The sequence below is a fragment of the Vibrio sp. Vb1980 genome, from assembly GCF_033338615.1.
GTDB lineage: Bacteria > Pseudomonadota > Gammaproteobacteria > Enterobacterales > Vibrionaceae > Vibrio > Vibrio alginolyticus.
The window spans coordinates 441,274-458,996 of record NZ_JAWOSZ010000001.1; the positions used below are offsets into that span (position 1 = coordinate 441,274).

The 17,723-nt window shown below is 44.1% G+C and carries 16 protein-coding genes; 8 read left to right on the top strand and 8 right to left on the bottom strand.

What is annotated here, in order from left to right; translation table 11 throughout:
• The 5 genes from R7F64_RS01975 to R7F64_RS01995 form a co-directional block, all read right to left on the bottom strand.
• Positions 1 to 1,338: VWA domain-containing protein (locus R7F64_RS01975; RefSeq protein ID WP_318071405.1), on the bottom strand; the 1,338-nt coding region annotated here is incomplete at its 3' end.
• The gene (locus R7F64_RS01980; RefSeq protein WP_047103941.1) at positions 1,331 to 2,335 is read right to left on the bottom strand and encodes a vWA domain-containing protein; all 1,005 of its coding nucleotides are present in this window, start codon (positions 2,333 to 2,335) and stop codon (positions 1,331 to 1,333) included. The genes R7F64_RS01980 and R7F64_RS01975, both read right to left, overlap by 8 nt.
• Positions 2,328 to 2,804 (bottom strand): DUF4381 domain-containing protein, encoded by a 477-nt coding sequence (locus R7F64_RS01985; RefSeq protein ID WP_017821862.1) that lies wholly within the window; start codon positions 2,802 to 2,804, stop codon positions 2,328 to 2,330. Before R7F64_RS01985 ends, R7F64_RS01980 begins: the two co-directional genes overlap by 8 nt.
• Positions 2,805 to 2,841: 37 nt before the next feature.
• Entirely contained in the window at positions 2,842 to 3,768 is a 927-nt protein-coding gene (locus tag R7F64_RS01990) for a DUF58 domain-containing protein (RefSeq protein WP_258629039.1), read from the bottom strand.
• 13 nt (positions 3,769 to 3,781) lie between these two features.
• Positions 3,782 to 4,738 carry an AAA family ATPase gene (locus R7F64_RS01995; protein ID WP_025768547.1) on the bottom strand — a complete coding sequence of 319 codons (957 nt, stop codon included), beginning with the start codon at positions 4,736 to 4,738 and terminating at the stop codon, positions 3,782 to 3,784.
• 310 nt (positions 4,739 to 5,048) lie between these two features.
• Between R7F64_RS01995 and R7F64_RS02000 the strand changes: the two genes are divergently transcribed.
• The 8 genes from R7F64_RS02000 (at position 5,049) to R7F64_RS02035 (ending at position 13,949) form a co-directional block, all read left to right on the top strand.
• Positions 5,049 to 6,965: a methyl-accepting chemotaxis protein gene (locus tag R7F64_RS02000; protein WP_017821859.1), complete on the top strand. Its 1,917-nt coding sequence runs from the start codon at positions 5,049 to 5,051 to the stop codon at positions 6,963 to 6,965.
• Between the two features lie 56 nt (positions 6,966 to 7,021).
• Positions 7,022 to 7,222: a restriction endonuclease subunit S gene (locus R7F64_RS02005; RefSeq protein ID WP_005375165.1), complete on the top strand. Its 201-nt coding sequence runs from the start codon at positions 7,022 to 7,024 to the stop codon at positions 7,220 to 7,222.
• Between the two features lie 246 nt (positions 7,223 to 7,468).
• A complete protein-coding gene (locus R7F64_RS02010) occupies positions 7,469 to 8,137 on the top strand; it encodes a LuxR C-terminal-related transcriptional regulator (RefSeq protein ID WP_239938504.1) in 669 nt (222 codons plus the stop codon).
• Positions 8,138 to 8,365: 228 nt separating this feature from the next.
• Complete coding sequence (locus tag R7F64_RS02015) at positions 8,366 to 9,022, top strand: LuxR C-terminal-related transcriptional regulator (protein WP_213905452.1); 657 nt, start codon at positions 8,366 to 8,368, stop codon at positions 9,020 to 9,022.
• A 206-nt stretch (positions 9,023 to 9,228) separates the two neighbouring features.
• On the top strand, positions 9,229 to 9,819 hold the full coding sequence (locus R7F64_RS02020; protein WP_005375168.1) for a calcium-binding protein: 591 nt from the start codon (positions 9,229 to 9,231) through the stop codon (positions 9,817 to 9,819).
• 152 nt (positions 9,820 to 9,971) lie between these two features.
• Positions 9,972 to 11,690 carry a type I secretion system permease/ATPase gene (locus R7F64_RS02025; RefSeq protein WP_053350060.1) on the top strand — a complete coding sequence of 573 codons (1,719 nt, stop codon included), beginning with the start codon at positions 9,972 to 9,974 and terminating at the stop codon, positions 11,688 to 11,690.
• Positions 11,665 to 13,005 (top strand): HlyD family type I secretion periplasmic adaptor subunit, encoded by a 1,341-nt coding sequence (locus tag R7F64_RS02030; RefSeq protein WP_005375170.1) that lies wholly within the window; start codon positions 11,665 to 11,667, stop codon positions 13,003 to 13,005. Before R7F64_RS02025 ends, R7F64_RS02030 begins: the two co-directional genes overlap by 26 nt.
• A gap of 95 nt (positions 13,006 to 13,100) precedes the next feature.
• Positions 13,101 to 13,949 carry a mechanosensitive ion channel family protein gene (locus R7F64_RS02035; protein ID WP_005375171.1) on the top strand — a complete coding sequence of 283 codons (849 nt, stop codon included), beginning with the start codon at positions 13,101 to 13,103 and terminating at the stop codon, positions 13,947 to 13,949.
• A 95-nt stretch (positions 13,950 to 14,044) separates the two neighbouring features.
• Here the strand turns inward: R7F64_RS02035 and fhuB are convergent, their stop codons facing one another.
• From fhuB to R7F64_RS02050, 3 genes are read right to left on the bottom strand one after another with little or no spacing between them, the layout of a single operon-like run.
• On the bottom strand, positions 14,045 to 16,012 hold the full coding sequence (fhuB, locus tag R7F64_RS02040) for a Fe(3+)-hydroxamate ABC transporter permease FhuB (RefSeq protein ID WP_047103935.1): 1,968 nt from the start codon (positions 16,010 to 16,012) through the stop codon (positions 14,045 to 14,047).
• Positions 16,009 to 16,938 carry an iron-siderophore ABC transporter substrate-binding protein gene (locus R7F64_RS02045; RefSeq protein ID WP_318071407.1) on the bottom strand — a complete coding sequence of 310 codons (930 nt, stop codon included), beginning with the start codon at positions 16,936 to 16,938 and terminating at the stop codon, positions 16,009 to 16,011. Before R7F64_RS02045 ends, fhuB begins: the two co-directional genes overlap by 4 nt.
• Positions 16,929 to 17,714: an ABC transporter ATP-binding protein gene (locus R7F64_RS02050; protein WP_005383893.1), complete on the bottom strand. Its 786-nt coding sequence runs from the start codon at positions 17,712 to 17,714 to the stop codon at positions 16,929 to 16,931. Before R7F64_RS02050 ends, R7F64_RS02045 begins: the two co-directional genes overlap by 10 nt.
• Positions 17,715 to 17,723 lie beyond the last annotated feature (9 nt).

Here is a 17,723-nt window from a genome sequence, read left to right on the forward strand (position 1 = left end):
CTGTTTTAGCTTTTCTTCTACAACCGATAGGTTTTTCTTCGCGGCTTCAAAGTTAGGCTTATCCTCTAGCAGTTTTTTATACAAATCAGCCGCATCTTCTAATTGACCATTTTGAGCGAGCGAGTTGGCGAGGTTATAGCGGCCGTTAAGGGAGGCATCATGAGAAAATGCTTCGATAGCGGCTTCGTAGTCACCTTTTTGATAACTGGCGGCTCCTTTCCAGCTTGGGTTTGTAAATAGGTTTTGCGCCTGTTCATACTCACCTTGCTTGTAGAGTTCCGCTCCTTGTTGGTCGGCATTTAAGAACGGATTAGCTTCTGCATGCGGTGTCCACGTTACTGGGACTGCAGTCGCAACTACCATCCAAATCAGGCCGCGTCGAAACAGTAAAGCCGCAGGAATAAGTAACAACGGCAGTAACCAAAAGCCACTGTTGAGACGAGAATCAGTTTTAACTTCTTCGCTTTGGGTCGCAGAAAGCTGGCTACCAATGTTATTGGTAAAGGCCGCGATGTTTTCAACATCACGGTTGGTGTGTTGAATAGGAACAAATAGGCCACCAGTCTTATTCGCTAGCATTTGTAGATTTTTCAGATTTGTTTTCGCTACGACGGTTGTGCCTTGTGCCGTTTTTAGCAGAGAGCCATCGGGCAGCGCGATAGGCGCACCGTTAGGAGTCCCGACGGCAAGAACAGAAATGCGAAACTTTGTACCTTGGACTAAATCTAACGCGCGAGACAGCTCTGACGTATCAAGATCATCCGCTAACACGATGATATCGCCTTGTTGCGTGCCGGCTTGAGAAAACTGGTTGATCGCAAGTTCAATCGCGGCAGGCAGGTTTGCTCCTTGAAAAGGCATCAGCTCTGGTGACAAATTTTCGATAATGCCAGCAAGCGTGCTGGAATCAGTTGTCAGTGGACTTAAGTTATAGGCATCGCCAGCGTAAGCAATAAGTCCAGTGGCTCCCTCTTTCCATTTAGGCAGCAAATCGAGCGCCTTATAACGTGTTTGTGCTAGCCGATTGGGTTTGATGTCTGTAGCAAACATAGAGCGAGACATATCAAGCACCAAGATACGGTTTTGGTTTAACTCAAAGCTTGGTCGAGCATTGGACTGCCAGCTTGGCCCCGCTAATGAAATGCAAGTTATTGCCCAAGCTAAACCCCATAGAGTGAAGTAATGCTTAGACTGCGTGTTTTGTCCGAGCATCCGCGCTAGATGAGGGGCAATCAGTGTGGACTTTTGGGCTCTAAATTTGTGATTAAGCAAGAGTGCAATAGGGATCACGATGAGCCCCAAAAGCCAATAAGGATTGAGGAAAGTAAACTCAGCCATGTTTTCTCCTTAATAGGAATAACAATACCGACAATACAAATGCAGCGCTTAATGGATATGGAAACCATTCAGACTGAGGGCGCCAAGTTTGTGTGTCGCTAGATACGGGTTCTAGCTGGTTGATGGTGTCATAAATCTTTTCGAGCTCTTCCGTATCTCGCGCTCGAAAATATTGTCCACCTGTCACCTCTGCCACTTTAGTCAGTGTTTGTTCATCTAAGTCGGCTGCGGTGTTTACTTTGCGAGTCATGAAAAACTCTTTTACCATCATTTCACCAGCGCCCACGCCCACGGTGTAAACAGTGGCGTTGTATTTTTTCGCAATTTCCGCTGCTTCTAGCGGCTCGAGCACCCCTGCAGTATTGCTGCCGTCACTGAGCAAAATCATGACTCGTTGCGGAGCATCACTGTCTACAAAGGTTTTTGTGCCTAACCCAATACCATCACCAATGGCGGTTCGTTGACCAACCAAACCGATGACGGTTTGATTAATCTGTTGCATGACGCTTTTTCGGTCTGCAGTGAGTGGTGTTTGCAAATAAGCATGGTCGCCAAACAAAACAACTCCGAGACGGTCACCTTTTCTCTTTGCTACGAAATCAGACAGAACTTTTTTGACTGCTGTGAGGCGATCGATATATTCGCCGTTGAGTTCCATGTCTTCCTGCTGCATCGAACCGGACAGATCGACGACTAACATCAAGTCCCGATATTTGGGTTGGAATTCAACGGGATCACCAAACCAAACTGGACGCGCACAAGCGACGACAAGAAGGCCCCAGATCGCGATTGAAAGTGCTTTTTGCAGCGCTTGCTTAGGCTTGCTGCGATTCTCATTGGTTGGTAAGTACGCCAATTTGATCTCGGCTTGTTGAGATTCTTGTGGCAGGAACTTGTATACCAGCCAGGGGATGGGCAACAAAAACAGTGCCCACCACCAGACAAATTCAATGTTTAGCCATTGGGCAAGATCGGTTATGAGTGTTTGCTCAGTCACGGTTATTTGCCTTTTTCTTTGGTGGTAAAGCGTAGGTTATCCAAAAGACACAATCGTCTACCAAGCTTTGATGCTGCCCTTGGGAAGAATTCTGATACAACGCTTCTTGCCACTGATGTTGTTTGTCTACGAATCGACTTTCTTTGGTATGGCTATCGAGAAATTCATACCAAGCGATTCCGGTTAATGGTGCGATCTCTTCACGCGGAAAGTAACTCAATGCTGCCTGGCGCAATATTTCCAGAGCAGAAGAGGGGGTATGAGGCGCGGTAGGTTGAGTTAAAAGTGTTAATGCTGTCTTTTTTGCGCGTAAGTGTTTTTTACGCCATCTCACATAAAGACAAATGCCGAAAACGAAGAGCAAGGTGGCTGCAAGCACCACCCACCATCCCCAAGCGAGCGGAAACCAATCCGGTGCGTTTGGCAAAATCAAAGGTTCAAGGTCTAGGCTTTGGTTGTTTGTTGTCATTATTATTACTGCTTAATAAATACTGCTTGTCAGTTTGTTAGCTTAATTGTGAAATTAAGGGCCAGCCACTTGATAGCGTGTTAAATGGAATTGCTATCGAATGGCACTGCTGCTTAATGGTTTCTTGATGTTGGGTAAAGTGGTTTTCGAGTTCTCTTCGTTGTCCTTTAGAGCCAAAGTTAAACCATTGACTATGCAGCCCATCCGAAGCTTTCACTTGACCTCTAAAGTCTGTTTCGCCTCTTTCTAACGGATCATAAAATTGAACAGCCCTTACGCTATTGTGTTGTTTGAGTCGACGTAGTTGTGCCAGTTCCGTTGGTGTTACGTGGGCAAAGTCACTGAGCATAATCAATTCGCTGCCTTTTGGGGTGAGCGTATGAAGTGTCTCCAATACTTGTGTATAAGGCAGTGTACGAGTGTCGTTGCTTGCAGTACGAGTTACTTGCGCATTATGTATGTCGACTATGGCGTTAAGAATCCGCAGCCCTTGTCTTTGTAAAGAAGAGGGGCGAAATTCAAGACATTGATGTCCGTCATCAATCACTGCGCCGATGCGATCTTTTTTAGCTAGAGTTAGCCAAATTAGAACACTGGCAAAGTGGGCCAATTGAACGGATTTGAGTACATACTTAGATCCAAAATGTAGACTAGAACTTAGATCAAGATAAAGAATGACCGCTTGCTCTTTATCTTCTGCAAACAATTTTGTATGTGCTTTACCGGTCCTAGCGGTGACTCGCCAATCAATGCTGCGAATATCGTCGCCAGGTTGATATTGGCGCACCTCCATAAAATCCATACCTCGCCCTTTTTGGCGACTGGTATGGTTACCACTCATCTGCGACCAGAGACTCTGTGCTGGTGGTAACCAACGTACAGATTGAGTGCGATATTGGAGCAGCTCTTCAAGGGTTAATGTCACCCCATTCGCATGAGGTGGTAATGAATGTGTAGCGGACATATCACTCACCTGTTTATGCACTGCCAACAAGGTTTAGCAGTTTATCGATGACCTGGTTTGCCGTAATGCCTTCCGCTTGAGCGTGGTAACTCAACAATAAACGGTGGCGCAGTACCGGATAAGCCATGGTTTGAACATCTTCCGGAGAGACAAAATCACGACCAGCAAGCCAAGCGTGCGCACGTGCACAGCGATCAAGAGCGATGGTGGCACGCGGACTCACACCCATTGACAACCACTTGTCCAACTCAGTGTCATATTCGTTGGCTTGACGTGTCGCCATAACTAAACGGACGATGTACTGCTCTATCGTTTCCGCCATATGAATATCCAACACTTCTTTACGTGCGGTGAATATATCTTGTTGGCTTAACATTGGGCGTTCAACCTTTGCTTCGCCTTTTGCTTCTCCACGGTTAATACGCAAGATAGATAGCTCATGCTCCGCATCTGGGTATTCCACTTCTAAATGCAATAAAAAGCGGTCTAGCTGCGCTTCAGGAAGGGGGTAGGTCCCTTCTTGCTCTATCGGGTTTTGAGTTGCCATAACCAAAAACAACTCTGGCAGCGGGTAGGTATGACGACCTGCTGTGACTTGTTTCTCTGCCATTGCTTCAAGCATTGCCGCTTGTACTTTGGCTGGCGCACGGTTTATCTCATCCGCAAGAATAAGCGAGTTGAAGATAGGACCTGATTGGAAAGTGAATTCTCCGGTTTCGGGACGGAAGATATCGGTGCCGGTTAAATCGGCTGGCAGCAAATCAGGGGTGAACTGAATGCGGTGGAAGTCGCCTTCAACACAGTCTGAGAGTGATTTTACTGCACGGGTTTTTGCTAACCCAGGAGGGCCTTCAACTAAAATATGCCCATCCGCAAGAAGCGCAACAAGCAGTTGCTTTACCAGATCTTGCTGTCCGATGATCTGCGACTCTAAGTATTGCTGAAGAGTTTCGAAGTTAGATTTATGCATGCTTTGGACTCTCGGTATCCATGTGATTTTCGTGTTGAGTATTGGTCATTTTCCATGTGAAAAAAGTTCCAACGCTCTATTGCAATTTATCTTTTCAATATTGGGACGCTACAGAGAATTGCAAGTACGTGCTATCTCTGAAAGTGCTTATTTGACAGTGTGTTACATTTATTTTTCATAATATAATGAGAAATGCCTCTAGTTTTGTACATATGAGCCGATAAAGATTCCGTGGTGTGCGTGTCATGAGATATGCACCTGATTCCCCTTGTGGGGCCAATAACAAGTGATTCTTTTAAAAGGTCCGAATATGTTGAAACTTCATTCCTTGAGCATCAAACAGAAGGTTGTACTTGGCATTACGTTTGCTGTTCTAGCATCAACAATCATTGTTGGTGTTATGGCTCAGCGTCATGCGAGAGATGTATTGAGCCATCGTCTTATTGACATCGAGCTACCTGCGATGTTGCAGCAAATCAATACCGAAATTGACCGCGAAGTTGTCGAAATGCAACAAGCGGCAAAACAGCTGGCTACAAACGAATTTATTGTTGAAGCCCTATCTAATACAGACCGTGATCCGTCAGTAGAAGTTCAGTTGGTTCAGCAGCTCAATAACGTTAAATCACAGTATGGTCTTAATGATGCGTCGGTAGCGAATCGTCAAACGGCATATTACTGGAATCAAAACGGATTCTTACGTCAACTTAACCGAACGCAAGATGCTTGGTTCTTTGGATTTACGTCGTCTGGTCAAGAAACGTCCGTGAGTGTGTTCCAAGAGGCAAATGGCGAAGTGAAAATGTTTGCCAATTTCCAAGATCTTAATGGTACATCAATGTCAGGTCTCTCTAAATCTATGGGAGACATGGTTGCTTTGCTCAATGGGTTTAAAATTGAAGATACGGGTTACGTGTTCCTCACTAATGAACAAGGCCAGATTCAAATACACCGCCAACAAGGTAAGAACCAAACTTCTATCACTAAACTATTTGGTAGTGACGCAAGTGCGCTGTTGAACAAAAATAGCTTCAACCTAATTAATGTGGAGTTTGAAGGGCAGGATACTTTTGTTTCTAGTTTGTATGTTCCTTCAATGAACTGGTTTGTTATTGGCGTGGTTCCCGTTGATGAAGTATTCGCAGACCTGAATGCGACAGCTAAAAAAATGCTGTTTACGACCATCATTGTTGCCGTTGTATTCATCCTCATGGGCGTATGGTTAGCAAACAGCATTACGAAACCAATCCGACTGATTGCCGATCGTTTTACCGACCTTGGGCAAGGTGAAGGCGATTTGGCGCAGCGTATTGAAATTAAGGGTAATGATGAAATTGCTCAGCTTTCAAAAGGCTTTAATGGATTTATTGAGAAGATTCATGCCACGATGAAAGAGGTTGCTCTAACCAGTGGCTCATTAAGTCAAGCGGCAGAAAGTGTGTCAACGAAAGCAACATCCACACACGACAACAGCCAAGAGCAGCGTGATCAAACCATTCAAGTAGTTGCAGCTATCAACCAAATGGGTGCGACCATCAGTGAAATTGCATCGAACGCTGCTACCGCTGCTGATACGGCAAATCAGGCTTCAGATAACACTCAAACTGGTCGAGAAGTTGTGATGAAAGCAAAAGAGGTGATCAGCCGCCTAGCCGATGATGTTGAAACAACCAATATTGTTGTTACGCAGTTGGCATCGACAACCAAAGATATTGGCTCGATTCTGGGTGTAATTCGTGACATCTCTGAACAAACGAATTTACTTGCGCTAAACGCTGCAATTGAAGCTGCTCGTGCTGGTGAGCAGGGACGTGGTTTTGCGGTTGTTGCTGATGAGGTAAGAAACCTAGCTTCACGCACGGCTGATTCTACAGAAGAGATTCAGCGCATGATCAATCAGCTTCAAAGTGACGCACAAGACGCGGTAAGTGCTATGGAAGCGGGCAAAGCGGTTACCATAGAAGGGGTTACTTCTACCGATGAAGCAGTCGAGGTATTAATCAGTATTTCTGAACGAATCACCGACATCTCTGATCGTAATACACAAGTTGCAACGGCGACGGAAGAGCAATCCACGGTGGTGCATACCATTAATCAAAATATCGAAGAAATCAACGCGATAAATGAAATGACAACCGCGACAGCAGAAGAGTTGGCGGATGCAAGTCGCGATCTTCAAGCGCTCTCTTCTCGTTTAGACAAGATGGTTGGTAGCTTCAAGTTATAGAGTTGGATAGAATAGGCGAAGTTTAAAAGTTCAATCATTAATTTTAGGTAAGTACTATGAATGACTTCGAAAAAGAACTAGAGCAAATTTCTCAAGAAACCGCTCAGGAGCCAGAAGTAAAACTGCCGTCGCTAGAAGAGCAAAAAGCGATCGTCGCTGAGCTGAAAAAGCTGGAAGCGGAAGGTAAGCTGACGCCAGAAGTGTTAGAACAACACTTTGGTAAGTTTAACCAAAAAAACGCAGTTCCAATCCACTAAGTTAGGTGGTGTTTTGCCTCTAACGTGCGTGATTAAATCACCTGCTCAAACACAAAAAGGGAGTTTATACTCCCTTTTTTAATGTCTGAAAAATGCTAATACCTCTCACATACTTGCCACTTAAAAATTATTGACACTTCAATGAGTTATTAATTAGTACTAGTGATTTTCATACTTGACAATACTACCGCTCTATCTAAATCTATTGCGTATTTCAATAAAAACGACCAAGGGAATGCGATCAGGATGGAGCAGCAAAAAAAAAGAAACGTTATTTTAATCACGGAGGGAAGTCTACAGTCATCTCTGTTGAAAGATGTATTGGAGACCAAACTCGGTATTAGTGTTGCTCTAATCACGCCAGATAATCTGATTCACGGAGTGTTACATGAGTCTCTTGCATCAGCCATTATTGTTGATTGCAGCGTGATCACGGATGAAGTTTTTCGCCGTTATGCGGAGTTTAAAGCGGCCAAGCAGAAAGACACGCTTGAAATCTTAATTAATTGTGAGCAATCCATATCGACAGAAGATCTCTTTGCTTGGCGTACTTTGGCCGGTATTTTCTATACCTCTGATGATATAAAAACGTTGCAAGTTGGTATTGGTAAGGTGCTTCAAGGAGATATGTGGTTCAGCCGTAAGTTTTCTCAGCAGTACATTACTTACCTTCGTCGACATTGCAAACCTATAAATAAGAATGTTTCCGCTATTCTGACCAAACGAGAGCAACAAATAATTACCTTTCTTTCCATGGGGGCGTCCAATCAACAAATCGCCGAACAATTATTTGTCAGCGAGAATACGGTAAAAACGCATTTACATAATATTTTCAAGAAGATTGATGTGAAAAATAGAGTTCAAGCACTTATTTGGGCAAAGGAAAATATTTCAGACAACTCGTTAACGGTGTAATGCTATTGCAATATTAGGTTGCCTAATTTAGTAAACTCTTAATAATTTCTGTGACCTGAATGTGTTAAAAGTGTTTCTTTTATGAGAAACACTTTTTTTGGTTCTCTTTTTAATAACTTTAGAATTTAAAAAAGTAGCAAATAACTTTACTCTGTGAACTAGCACTTACATATCAAACTAAGTGCTGACGATTAACTACTAATTTAAGAATGTTAAGTCACTGAAAGTATGAGAAACATTATGGGACAGTATATGGAAAAGCCTGAAATCCTAATGCTCACTCAACAAAGTTTACAGAGTGAAAACTTTAAGGAAATGCTTTCTAAAAATACAGAAACTAAAATAACGATCATTGATACTAAAAACCCTAGTTATCATGAACTCATTCCGGAACGCTACTTTTTGCTTGTTGATTTTTCAGTTGAGATTCCTTCCGAAACTTTAGTTTATTTAAAAGATAGTAATAAAGTGCTAGGAACCATAATGCTTAATCTAGGTTATGACTTAGACACAGAAGAACTCGCTTCTTGGCCTCATGTAAAAGGTATATTTGGTCCAGGAGATTCAATGGACAAGGTTTGTCAGGGATTAAAAGCAATAATAAAAGGGGATAATTGGCTGTCTCGAAGATTACTTGATCAGCTAGTAAATTATTATCGAGGCAGAGAAGTAAATAGCATTATCGAACCTGCTATTGAGGTTGAGCTTACTCGGCGTGAAGTTCAGGTTTTAAAAATGTTGAAAGAAGGTGGTTCAAACATGGAAATCGCTGATTCTTTATTTATCAGCGAGCATACTATTAAATCACATCTATACAATATTTTTAGAAAGTTAGAAGTAAAGAACCGTACGCAAGCTACAAGTTGGGCTAAGAGAAACCTGTAGTACTAGTATTAACTTGCTGTAATAAAAAGAAAATACTCTATAAAGTACTAAATTTTATATTTATTATTAAAATGTCAGTCTGAAATATCATCCCATATTCAAACTTATTCCTATTCAGTTGACTATTAGACTTCTCATGTCGTGACGAATCTAGTCAGACGTGGACCAGAAGGTCTATTCAATTAATAAGCTAAGAGGGAATAAAAATGAGCGCAAGTGACAATGACACGTATTTAGGCGATGCAGGTGTAAATAACCAATTTGCTGATTTCGATGGCGGCGATGATTTGTTTATCGGTTTTGGTGGTAATGACTCGTTTGTTGGCGGTGGCGGTAATGATTATGTGATCGGCGGCGACGGCGACGATCGCCTAACTGGTGGTGCTGGAGATGACATCCTTAGGGCTGGTACAGGAAACGACTACCTCGGCGGTGGTACCGGTAATGACTTGCTGTTGGGTTTGTTGGGTGACAATAAATTAAATGGTGGTGTCGGTGAAGATATTCTTGTTGCTGGTTCTGGTGACAACGTTTTAGTTGGCGGCAGCAATGGCGATAAGTTTGTGTTCACGGATAAGTTTGGTGGCCATGGCGAAGCCAAAGTTGTTGATTTCACCATTGGTGAAGACTCTTTGCACATCATTAGCGACTCTGTCACTGACTTTGGTGATTTAAGCTTTAGCTACGATGCAGTTGGGAATGCAGTGTTTACCGATGGGGCTGATCTAACAGTGAAACTTATTGGCGTGACTGAAACTGACATCAACACCTATGGTGCAGATCTGTTCGTAATCTAAACGACTGAAAATAACTCTGGATGGGAATTAGTTTGCGTGGCTCTGCCATGCTGAGGTGCACTAATCGGACACTCTAGAGCGATTTGAGGTTACCTTAAGCTAGGCGCTAGTATTTCTGGCGCCTACAATTTTCACGTTAAACGGAAGTAGTCGTGCAAAAAACGGTTTTCAAAGAAGTGAAACAAAAACTATGCACGCTTGCGGGCTTGCTGATCGTTTTTAGCCTTTTTATCAACTTATTGGTTCTCTCGATTCCGCTGTACATGCTTCAAGTGTACAACCGGGTGATATCCTCCTACTCAACCGATACTTTATTCTTGCTCACTGTCATCGTAATTGTCGCGCTGTTAACCATGTCCATCATCGACATTGCACGAGCACAAATGAGTAAATCTTTTGGTTATTGGATGGACACAAAACTCTCCGCTTTCATGCTCAAGCGCACGATTCAATATCAATCACATACCGGGAAGAGTTATACCTCGCAAACTCTGAGAGACATTCAGAACATCAAAAGCTTTTTGAGCAGTCAAGCACCTTATCCACTGTTGGATGCGCCCTGGACACCGCTGTTTATTTTATTTGTGTATTTATTGCACCCGATACTAGGTCACATCGCGTTACTTGGATCTATCGTATTGTTTAGCCTAGGTCTACTTAATGAGCTAATGACGCGTAAAACAATGCAAGAGAGCGAAGTCAGAGCGATTTCTCATATCAACAACGCAGAATTAGCCACGCAAAACTCCAATTCAATTCTCGCAATGGGGATGATGAATGCATTTTTAGAGAAGTGGCAGTCGCGCGTGAGTGAAGTGAATGTGCTTGAAGAGCGAGTTGCAGGTAAGTCTATCTACATGGCTAACTTTTCTAAGTTTGTGCGTGGATCACTACAGATATTTTTACTGGGAGGTGGTGCATGGTTAGTAATCCAACATGAGATAACGGCAGGGGCGATGATCGCGAGCTCCATATTAATGAGTCGGGCATTATCGCCGATGGAGCAGGCGATAGGCACGTGGCGAAGTGCGATGTCTGCTAAAGGCGCCTATAAAAGGTTGAAAGAAATCGATGCGATCGTGCGCCAAGATGAATCAGATATGCCACTGCCTAAACCAAAAGGACACTATGAGCTTACCGGACTGGCCTATCGCCATCCTGGAGCAACCGAACCAGTGCTCTCATCGATCAGCTTATCGATTCCTCCGGGTGTTGCTGTTGGGGTGATTGGCCCTTCTGGTACGGGTAAATCGACGTTTGCTCGGCTGTTATTAGGTACGGTTAAGCCATTAGCGGGTAAAGTGACTCTTGATGGAATGGAAGTCTCCGTATGGGCATCTGAAGATCGCGGCGTGCATTTTGGGTATCTCGCTCAAGAGGTGGAGTTATTTCCTGGCACAATTCGAGAGAACATCGCGCGCTTTAAAGAAGAAGACCCCGCTAAAGTCATCAAGGCGGCTCAACTAGCAGGATGTCATGAATTAATACTCAAGAAAAACAAAGGCTATGATTGCATTATTGGTGAAAATGGCCGTGGTTTATCTGGGGGGGAAAGGCAGAGAATCGCTCTTGCAAGAGCCGTTTATGGCGACCCTTCTATTGTGATTTTCGATGAAGCGAATGCCAACCTCGATGGTGAGGGAGAGGCTGCGTATCAACGTTTGATTGCCCATTTAAAAGCACAGAGTACAACGATTATCGTCATTGCTCACAATCCGAGCACGTTACGACAAATGGATAGGCTCTTGTATTTGGCTGACGGCCGAGTCAAGTTATACGGCGCTAAAGATGAAGTATTAAAACGTTTGATGGGCGAAGAAAGAACAGATATCCCAAGGGTAAGAAATGAGCAATCAACTGCCAACCGTTAATCAGAGTTCTACCGAGATCGTATATCGTTTTAGCCCCAAAGCGAGACTAAACTTTCGAAAACCAATTTTACTCGGTGTGGTGACCTTAAGTGTTTTTCTTGGAGGCCTTGGCTACTGGGCTGCAACAGCCAAATTAGAAAGTGCAGCGATTGCTTATGGTGATTTGTCAGTTCTCACTAAGCGACAAGAAATTCAGCATTTAGAAGGCGGTATTATTGAAAAGCTATATGTACAGGAAGGGGATTTAGTCGAAAAAGGTCAGTTATTAATTCAACTTTCTAAGCGTCAAGCTATGGCTAAGTTGGATTCGTTAAGTGGTCGTTTTATCCATACTCTAGCAAAGGAAAACCGTTTAAGTGCGGAGCTTGATGAGCTTCCAACGATTGTATGGTCTGATGATCTTGAAAGCATTCCCCGTGTCGATATCGTACAAGAAGCACAACTGGTTCAAAACAAGATCTTTGAAGCGAGAAAGCGATTCTTTGATAGTAAACTGAGTATCATTGAGCAGAGTATTTCTGGAGCAAACTTAGAGCTTGAAAACCTTCAGCAAACCAAAGTGATTGAGACGGAACGGCTCAACTTTATTGCTGAAGAAATAGACAGCAACCAAGCCTTGGTGCAAAAAGGTTTCTCGGGAAAATCTACTTTACTTCAACTCAAGCGCTTAGCAGCGGAGGTGAGAAGTACCTTAAGCCAGTTAGATAGGCAGTCGCTCACCGTTAGAAAAAGGTTAGATGAGAACCTAGCGCAAATTGAAGAGTTGAAGCTTGAAAGGCTGAATGAGATTGTCGAGGAACTACGAAATACCAAAACGGAAATTGTCGCAATTCGGGAAGAATATCGCTCCGCTCAAGATATTGTCGCAAGAACAACGATCAACGCACCTATTTCTGGTCGCGTAGTCAACATGCAAGTGTTTACCGAAAAAGGTGTGATTGGCTCGGGTGAAACGTTACTAGAACTGGTCCCGCAAGACGATAAGTTGTTAGTCGAGGCTCGTGTTAATCCTCAGGATATTGATTTAGTGAATCCAGGCCAGCAAGCGCATGTTCGTCTGACCGCTCTGAATGCACGGACGTTGGCACCTTTAGACGGTACAGTGCTGACGATTTCTGCCGATAAGCTCTCGCAAGAAAACCAAGAAGATTTTTATCTCGCTAGAATTGCAATTTCACCGGAAGATGTGACAAAACATCGTTTAACCTCAGGCATGAATGCCGAAGTGCTTATTTTATCTGAGCCACGAACGCCATTGAGCTACCTAATAAAGCCAATTACAGAAAGCATGAATCGCGCCTTCAGAGAGGAGTAATTTCAAAAAGACTTGAGTGAGCACGGACAACAGACAAAATAATTTGTTATCGTTAGCTGTTACTGGGCCGTATTTTTATTCGAGGGAGCCGTGGAATGGAGAAAGTGCAGTTAGTTGTCGATTTTCTTCTCACTCATAAATTGATTTTTACCGCACTGATCTTTGCGATTATGTGGTTAATTCGTCGTGCAATTTTATCGATGATTCGTGGTGATCACGCTTTTCTCTCAGAAGATCAGCGTAGTTGGATGTCCAGAACTAAAAATGGCACCTTTGCTGTTACATTACTGATTTTATTTATTTTATGGCAATCAGAAATTAACGAGTTTGCTCTGAGTGTAACGGCGATTGCCGTTGCCATTGTAGTGGCATCCAAAGAAATCATTTTGTGTTTTACGGGTTCGATTCAAAGAGCAAGTTCACGTTCTTTTCGCGTTGGGGACTGGATTGAGGTCGGGAAGTTATGCGGTGAAGTGATTGAGCACAATATGATGGCGACGGTGATTCAAGAGATCGACCTGCATCATGGGCAATATCATTACACCGGCAAAACAGCGACATTGCCTAATAGTATGTTCTTTACCTATCCAGTAAAGAACCTCAACTTCATGAAGCGGTACGTTTACCACAACTTTTCTGTAGTGGTGAAAGACTTCGTCAATTTGTATCCACTGCTACCGATTTTAACTGATAAAATTGAAGAACATTGCAGTTACTTTGCTGATGTTGCACATCGTTACAATGCGATGATTGAAAAACATGCCGGTGTTGACCTTCCTGGTTCTGAGCCACATATGCATATTTCTAGTAACATTAATGGTGAACAAATTCTGCACGTGATGATTTTCTGCCCAACCGATAAAGCGAACCACTTAGAGCACTTAATTCGTAAGGACTTTATGGAACTTTATGAGCAACGTTTTCCTGTAGTGCGAGAAGAATAGAGCATCGTACTTCGCCTTTAATTTCAAACCCCGCTATCAAAATAGCGGGGTTTGTTTTTCTTAGCGTATTTTTAGGCTGTAACAATATTCCCAACTTAGCTGAATTTACTCTTCAGCATTAAAAATAGGAAGTAAGTGCTGCCTATAATAGCGACCAACGTGCCAGCTGCGACCTGACTTGGATAAATAGCGATTTGTCCTAGCCAATCTGCCCACAACATTAGGGTTGCGCCAATTAAGGCACCGACACACAGTTGCTCTTTCACTTTTCTTGCTCCTAACATCATCGCCATATGGGGAGCGACCAAGCCAACAAAAGATATTGGACCAACTGTAGCGGTAGAAAAGGCGCATAACAAAGCAACGATGGTGAGCATAAGCGTATTGGCTACGGTAGGGTTAAGCCCTCGTGCATTTGAGAATTGTCGCCCGATGGAAATTAGTGTTAGCCAACGAGAAATCGAGAATACAGCGGCAAGCAGAACTATTATGGCCAAACATAGCATCAGTGCGGTGTCGGCTGTGACTCGATAAATAGAACCAGTTAGCCACAATAAAATTTTGTAACTGTCACCTGAGCCTTGAGCTAGCGAAAATTGAACGAGGGCTTCTAATAGTGCCGTTAGTGCGATGCCGGACAACACGAAGTTAGATGGATTAAAATGGCTTCGTTTACCGATAATCAGCAATAACATCAATACGGACATACTTCCGAAAAAAGCGATACCCCAGCTAAATGCGGAGAGAAGCGACCCAGCGATGACTCCTGTCGTAATAATGGCAAACGTGGCTCCGGAAGACACACCGAGAATATCGGGACTTGCCAGAGGGTTATAAACAATGCGTTGCAAAATGATTCCGGCAACGGATAGCGCAATACCGACAGAAAGTGCGGTTAACATTCGCGGCCAACGCAATTGCCATTGGAACTCACCTGGCACAGACCATTGAATTCCGTTTATACCATGGGTAACGAATGAGTAAGCTAGAATCCCAACCAGACTGAATAGCGCAATGCTGCATACCGCGCGTTTAGAAAGCGCCGTTTTTCCTTGGCTCATTGAAAGGTTAAGTTGATCGGTTGCCGTCAGCTTTTTACGAGTAAACCAAATTAAAGCGGGAGCGCCAATAGCTGCAGCCGCTACGCCGCTAGGAATGGTTTCCTCTAACCATAAGCTCAGCGAGATAGCGGCAGAGTCTGTTATGATTAGTAGCATTGCGCCCAAAAGCATGCTGCTGATCAATTCGTCGCGCGGTGTTCTTGCCCCCATCGCTCTGGCAATATTGGGTGTCAGTAATCCGATGAAGCTGATAATGCCAACTGCGGTGATGGAGGCTGATACCAGCCAGATACCCATCACCATTAATGCACCAAACGCGGGTAATACCGCTAAGCCTCGGGCTGCTGCGCCTTCTTGTCCCAGTTTCATTAAGGTCAGAATACGTGGTGCGACGATCAAAATTACGATTGCGATAGCGCAGCGAGGCAATAACCACTCAAACCAATCCCAGCTGTATTGAGAAAGGTCTCCTGCTCCCCACATAAAAATATTCTGTGCGAACTGGGCGTTTAAAATAATAATGGCTGTGGCGATAGAACCGAGCAAGATATTGATCACCATCCCCGAAACGACCAACGGCAAACCTGTCATATTACGCACACCGGCAATTGATACGATCAGGCCAAACGCCACTAAAGCCCCAACCATTGCGGCTAATGCAGAGTAATCGGCGACCCAATCGACGAACCAAATGTTTACCACGACTAATGCAAGCCAAGCACCAGAAGAGGTGCCAAGAGTCAACGGCGAGGTGAGGTTATTCTGCGTTAATTGCTGCATTAAGCTGCCGGTGAGACCAAGCATGGCACCAACAAGCAGGGTCATACTTAACCTAGGAAGCTGCGCTTGCGTAAAGAATACGTCACGAAACTCGGTTGCTACCTCTGGTTTTGTTAATAATTGCCATTGTTCGAAAAGTGATAAATTAGTATCAATTTGTAGGCTAAAGACGCTAAGTAACGTAATCAGCGCCAGATAACCAATATAATGTTTCGTTCTCATTGTTCTGGTGCCAACTCTATTAGACTGTCGGTAATCGCTTCAGCGGTGTATTGCAAAGACATGGCACCGCCATACGCCCACACTGCTCTGACTGAATTTACCCGCTGCTTTTTCACAAACGGCATCGCTTGCCAAAGTGGCGACTCTTTCAGTTTTCGTTCTTCAGGGAAAGGTTGTACGTAGAGAACGTAGCTGTTTTGAAGGCTCTGAAGCCGATTGATTCGATCTTGCTTTACTCCCCACGCACGTGGGTCCTCTTTAATTGGAGCCTGTAATCCCAGTTTTCCAACCACGCAGTCAGTGGTGGAGTTTTCGGTTGCAAGTAATACAGTATTCGGGGTTGAAAATCGCATCACAAGAACGCTGAGTGGAGCAGAGTAATAGTGGCGAATTCGCTGGCGCATCTGCGCAAATGAAGCATCTAATTCTGCCAATTTCTGTTCAGCAAGTGCCTCTTTATTGAATAGCTTGCCGAGCGTACGAAAGTGACGAATGGCCGTTTCAGCTGCGGCCTCATTTTCAGAAAAATTAGGTAAATAGATTACCGGAGCAATTTGTTTGAGTAACGGAATCAAGTCTTGCTGTGGAGACGCAGCAAGAATGACATCTGGTTTTAAACTGGCTATTTTTTCTAAGTTGGGCTCTGCTCGGGTTCCAATATCTTCAATTGACTTTGGTGCGGTTGGATTGACGACCCATTGGCGGTAGCCTGGTAAATTTGGGGCTGCGATTGGTTCTACGTTTAGCGCCAAAACTTGTTCTAAGATGTCCCAGTTTAAGGCAACAACGCGTTGAGGCGCTTGCTCAAAACTATGCTCACCATATTCATCGGTAACGGTGATGACTGCATGTGCATTGGTCATAAAAAATACGAGGAGAAAAGCAGATTGTGTAACCACAGTAAGTAAACGAGCTATTATGCGCATACAACAGCCACCTTTTGGCTCGCTAATGTGTTAGCCGGGCTTGGGTGCTCAATCAGCTTAATTGGTGACTCATATAGTTTAGAAAGGCGTGCCTCGTCTAACAACATGTCGGCGTTGCCTTCAAAGGCAATTTTACCTTTTTTGAGCGCAACAATGTGGGTGGCGTAGCGCAGGGCTAAGTTCAGATCGTGCAGGATTACGATAATGCCTACATTCTCGGTTCGATTCAGTTCTGCCAGCAGCGCCATTAGTTGAAACTGATGGTGAACATCGAGCGCCGAGGTTGGCTCATCGAGAATTAAAATTGGCGATTGTTGAGCCAGTAGCATAGACACCCAAGCGCGTTGGCGCTCGCCGCCCGATAAGTCATCCGCCAAAGCTTGAGCAAAAGGTGTAACTCCTGTTCGTTCCATAGCCTGCGTGATGATTTGTTTGTCTTCAGTTTTCCAACGACCAAGTGCCCCACGCCACGGAAAGCGACCTAAGCGCACTAGCTCTTCTACCGTTAAACCAGCCGAAGAGGGCAGCTTTTGTGGCAAATAGGCGATCTGTTTTGCCAACTCTTTGGTTTTGAGCGATGAAAGGGAAGTATCGTTTAGTGTTACCGTACCTTTATCTGGTGGCATTTGACCAGAAAGCAGGTTCACCAGTGTCGACTTACCTGAACCGTTATGGCCTAAAACGACCGTTAGCTCATTTGTTGGGATGTTAAGTTGTTCGATGCCGAGGATCTGACGTCCACCTCGCACGATCTCAATATTAGACAGTTGAAACATGGATGGCTC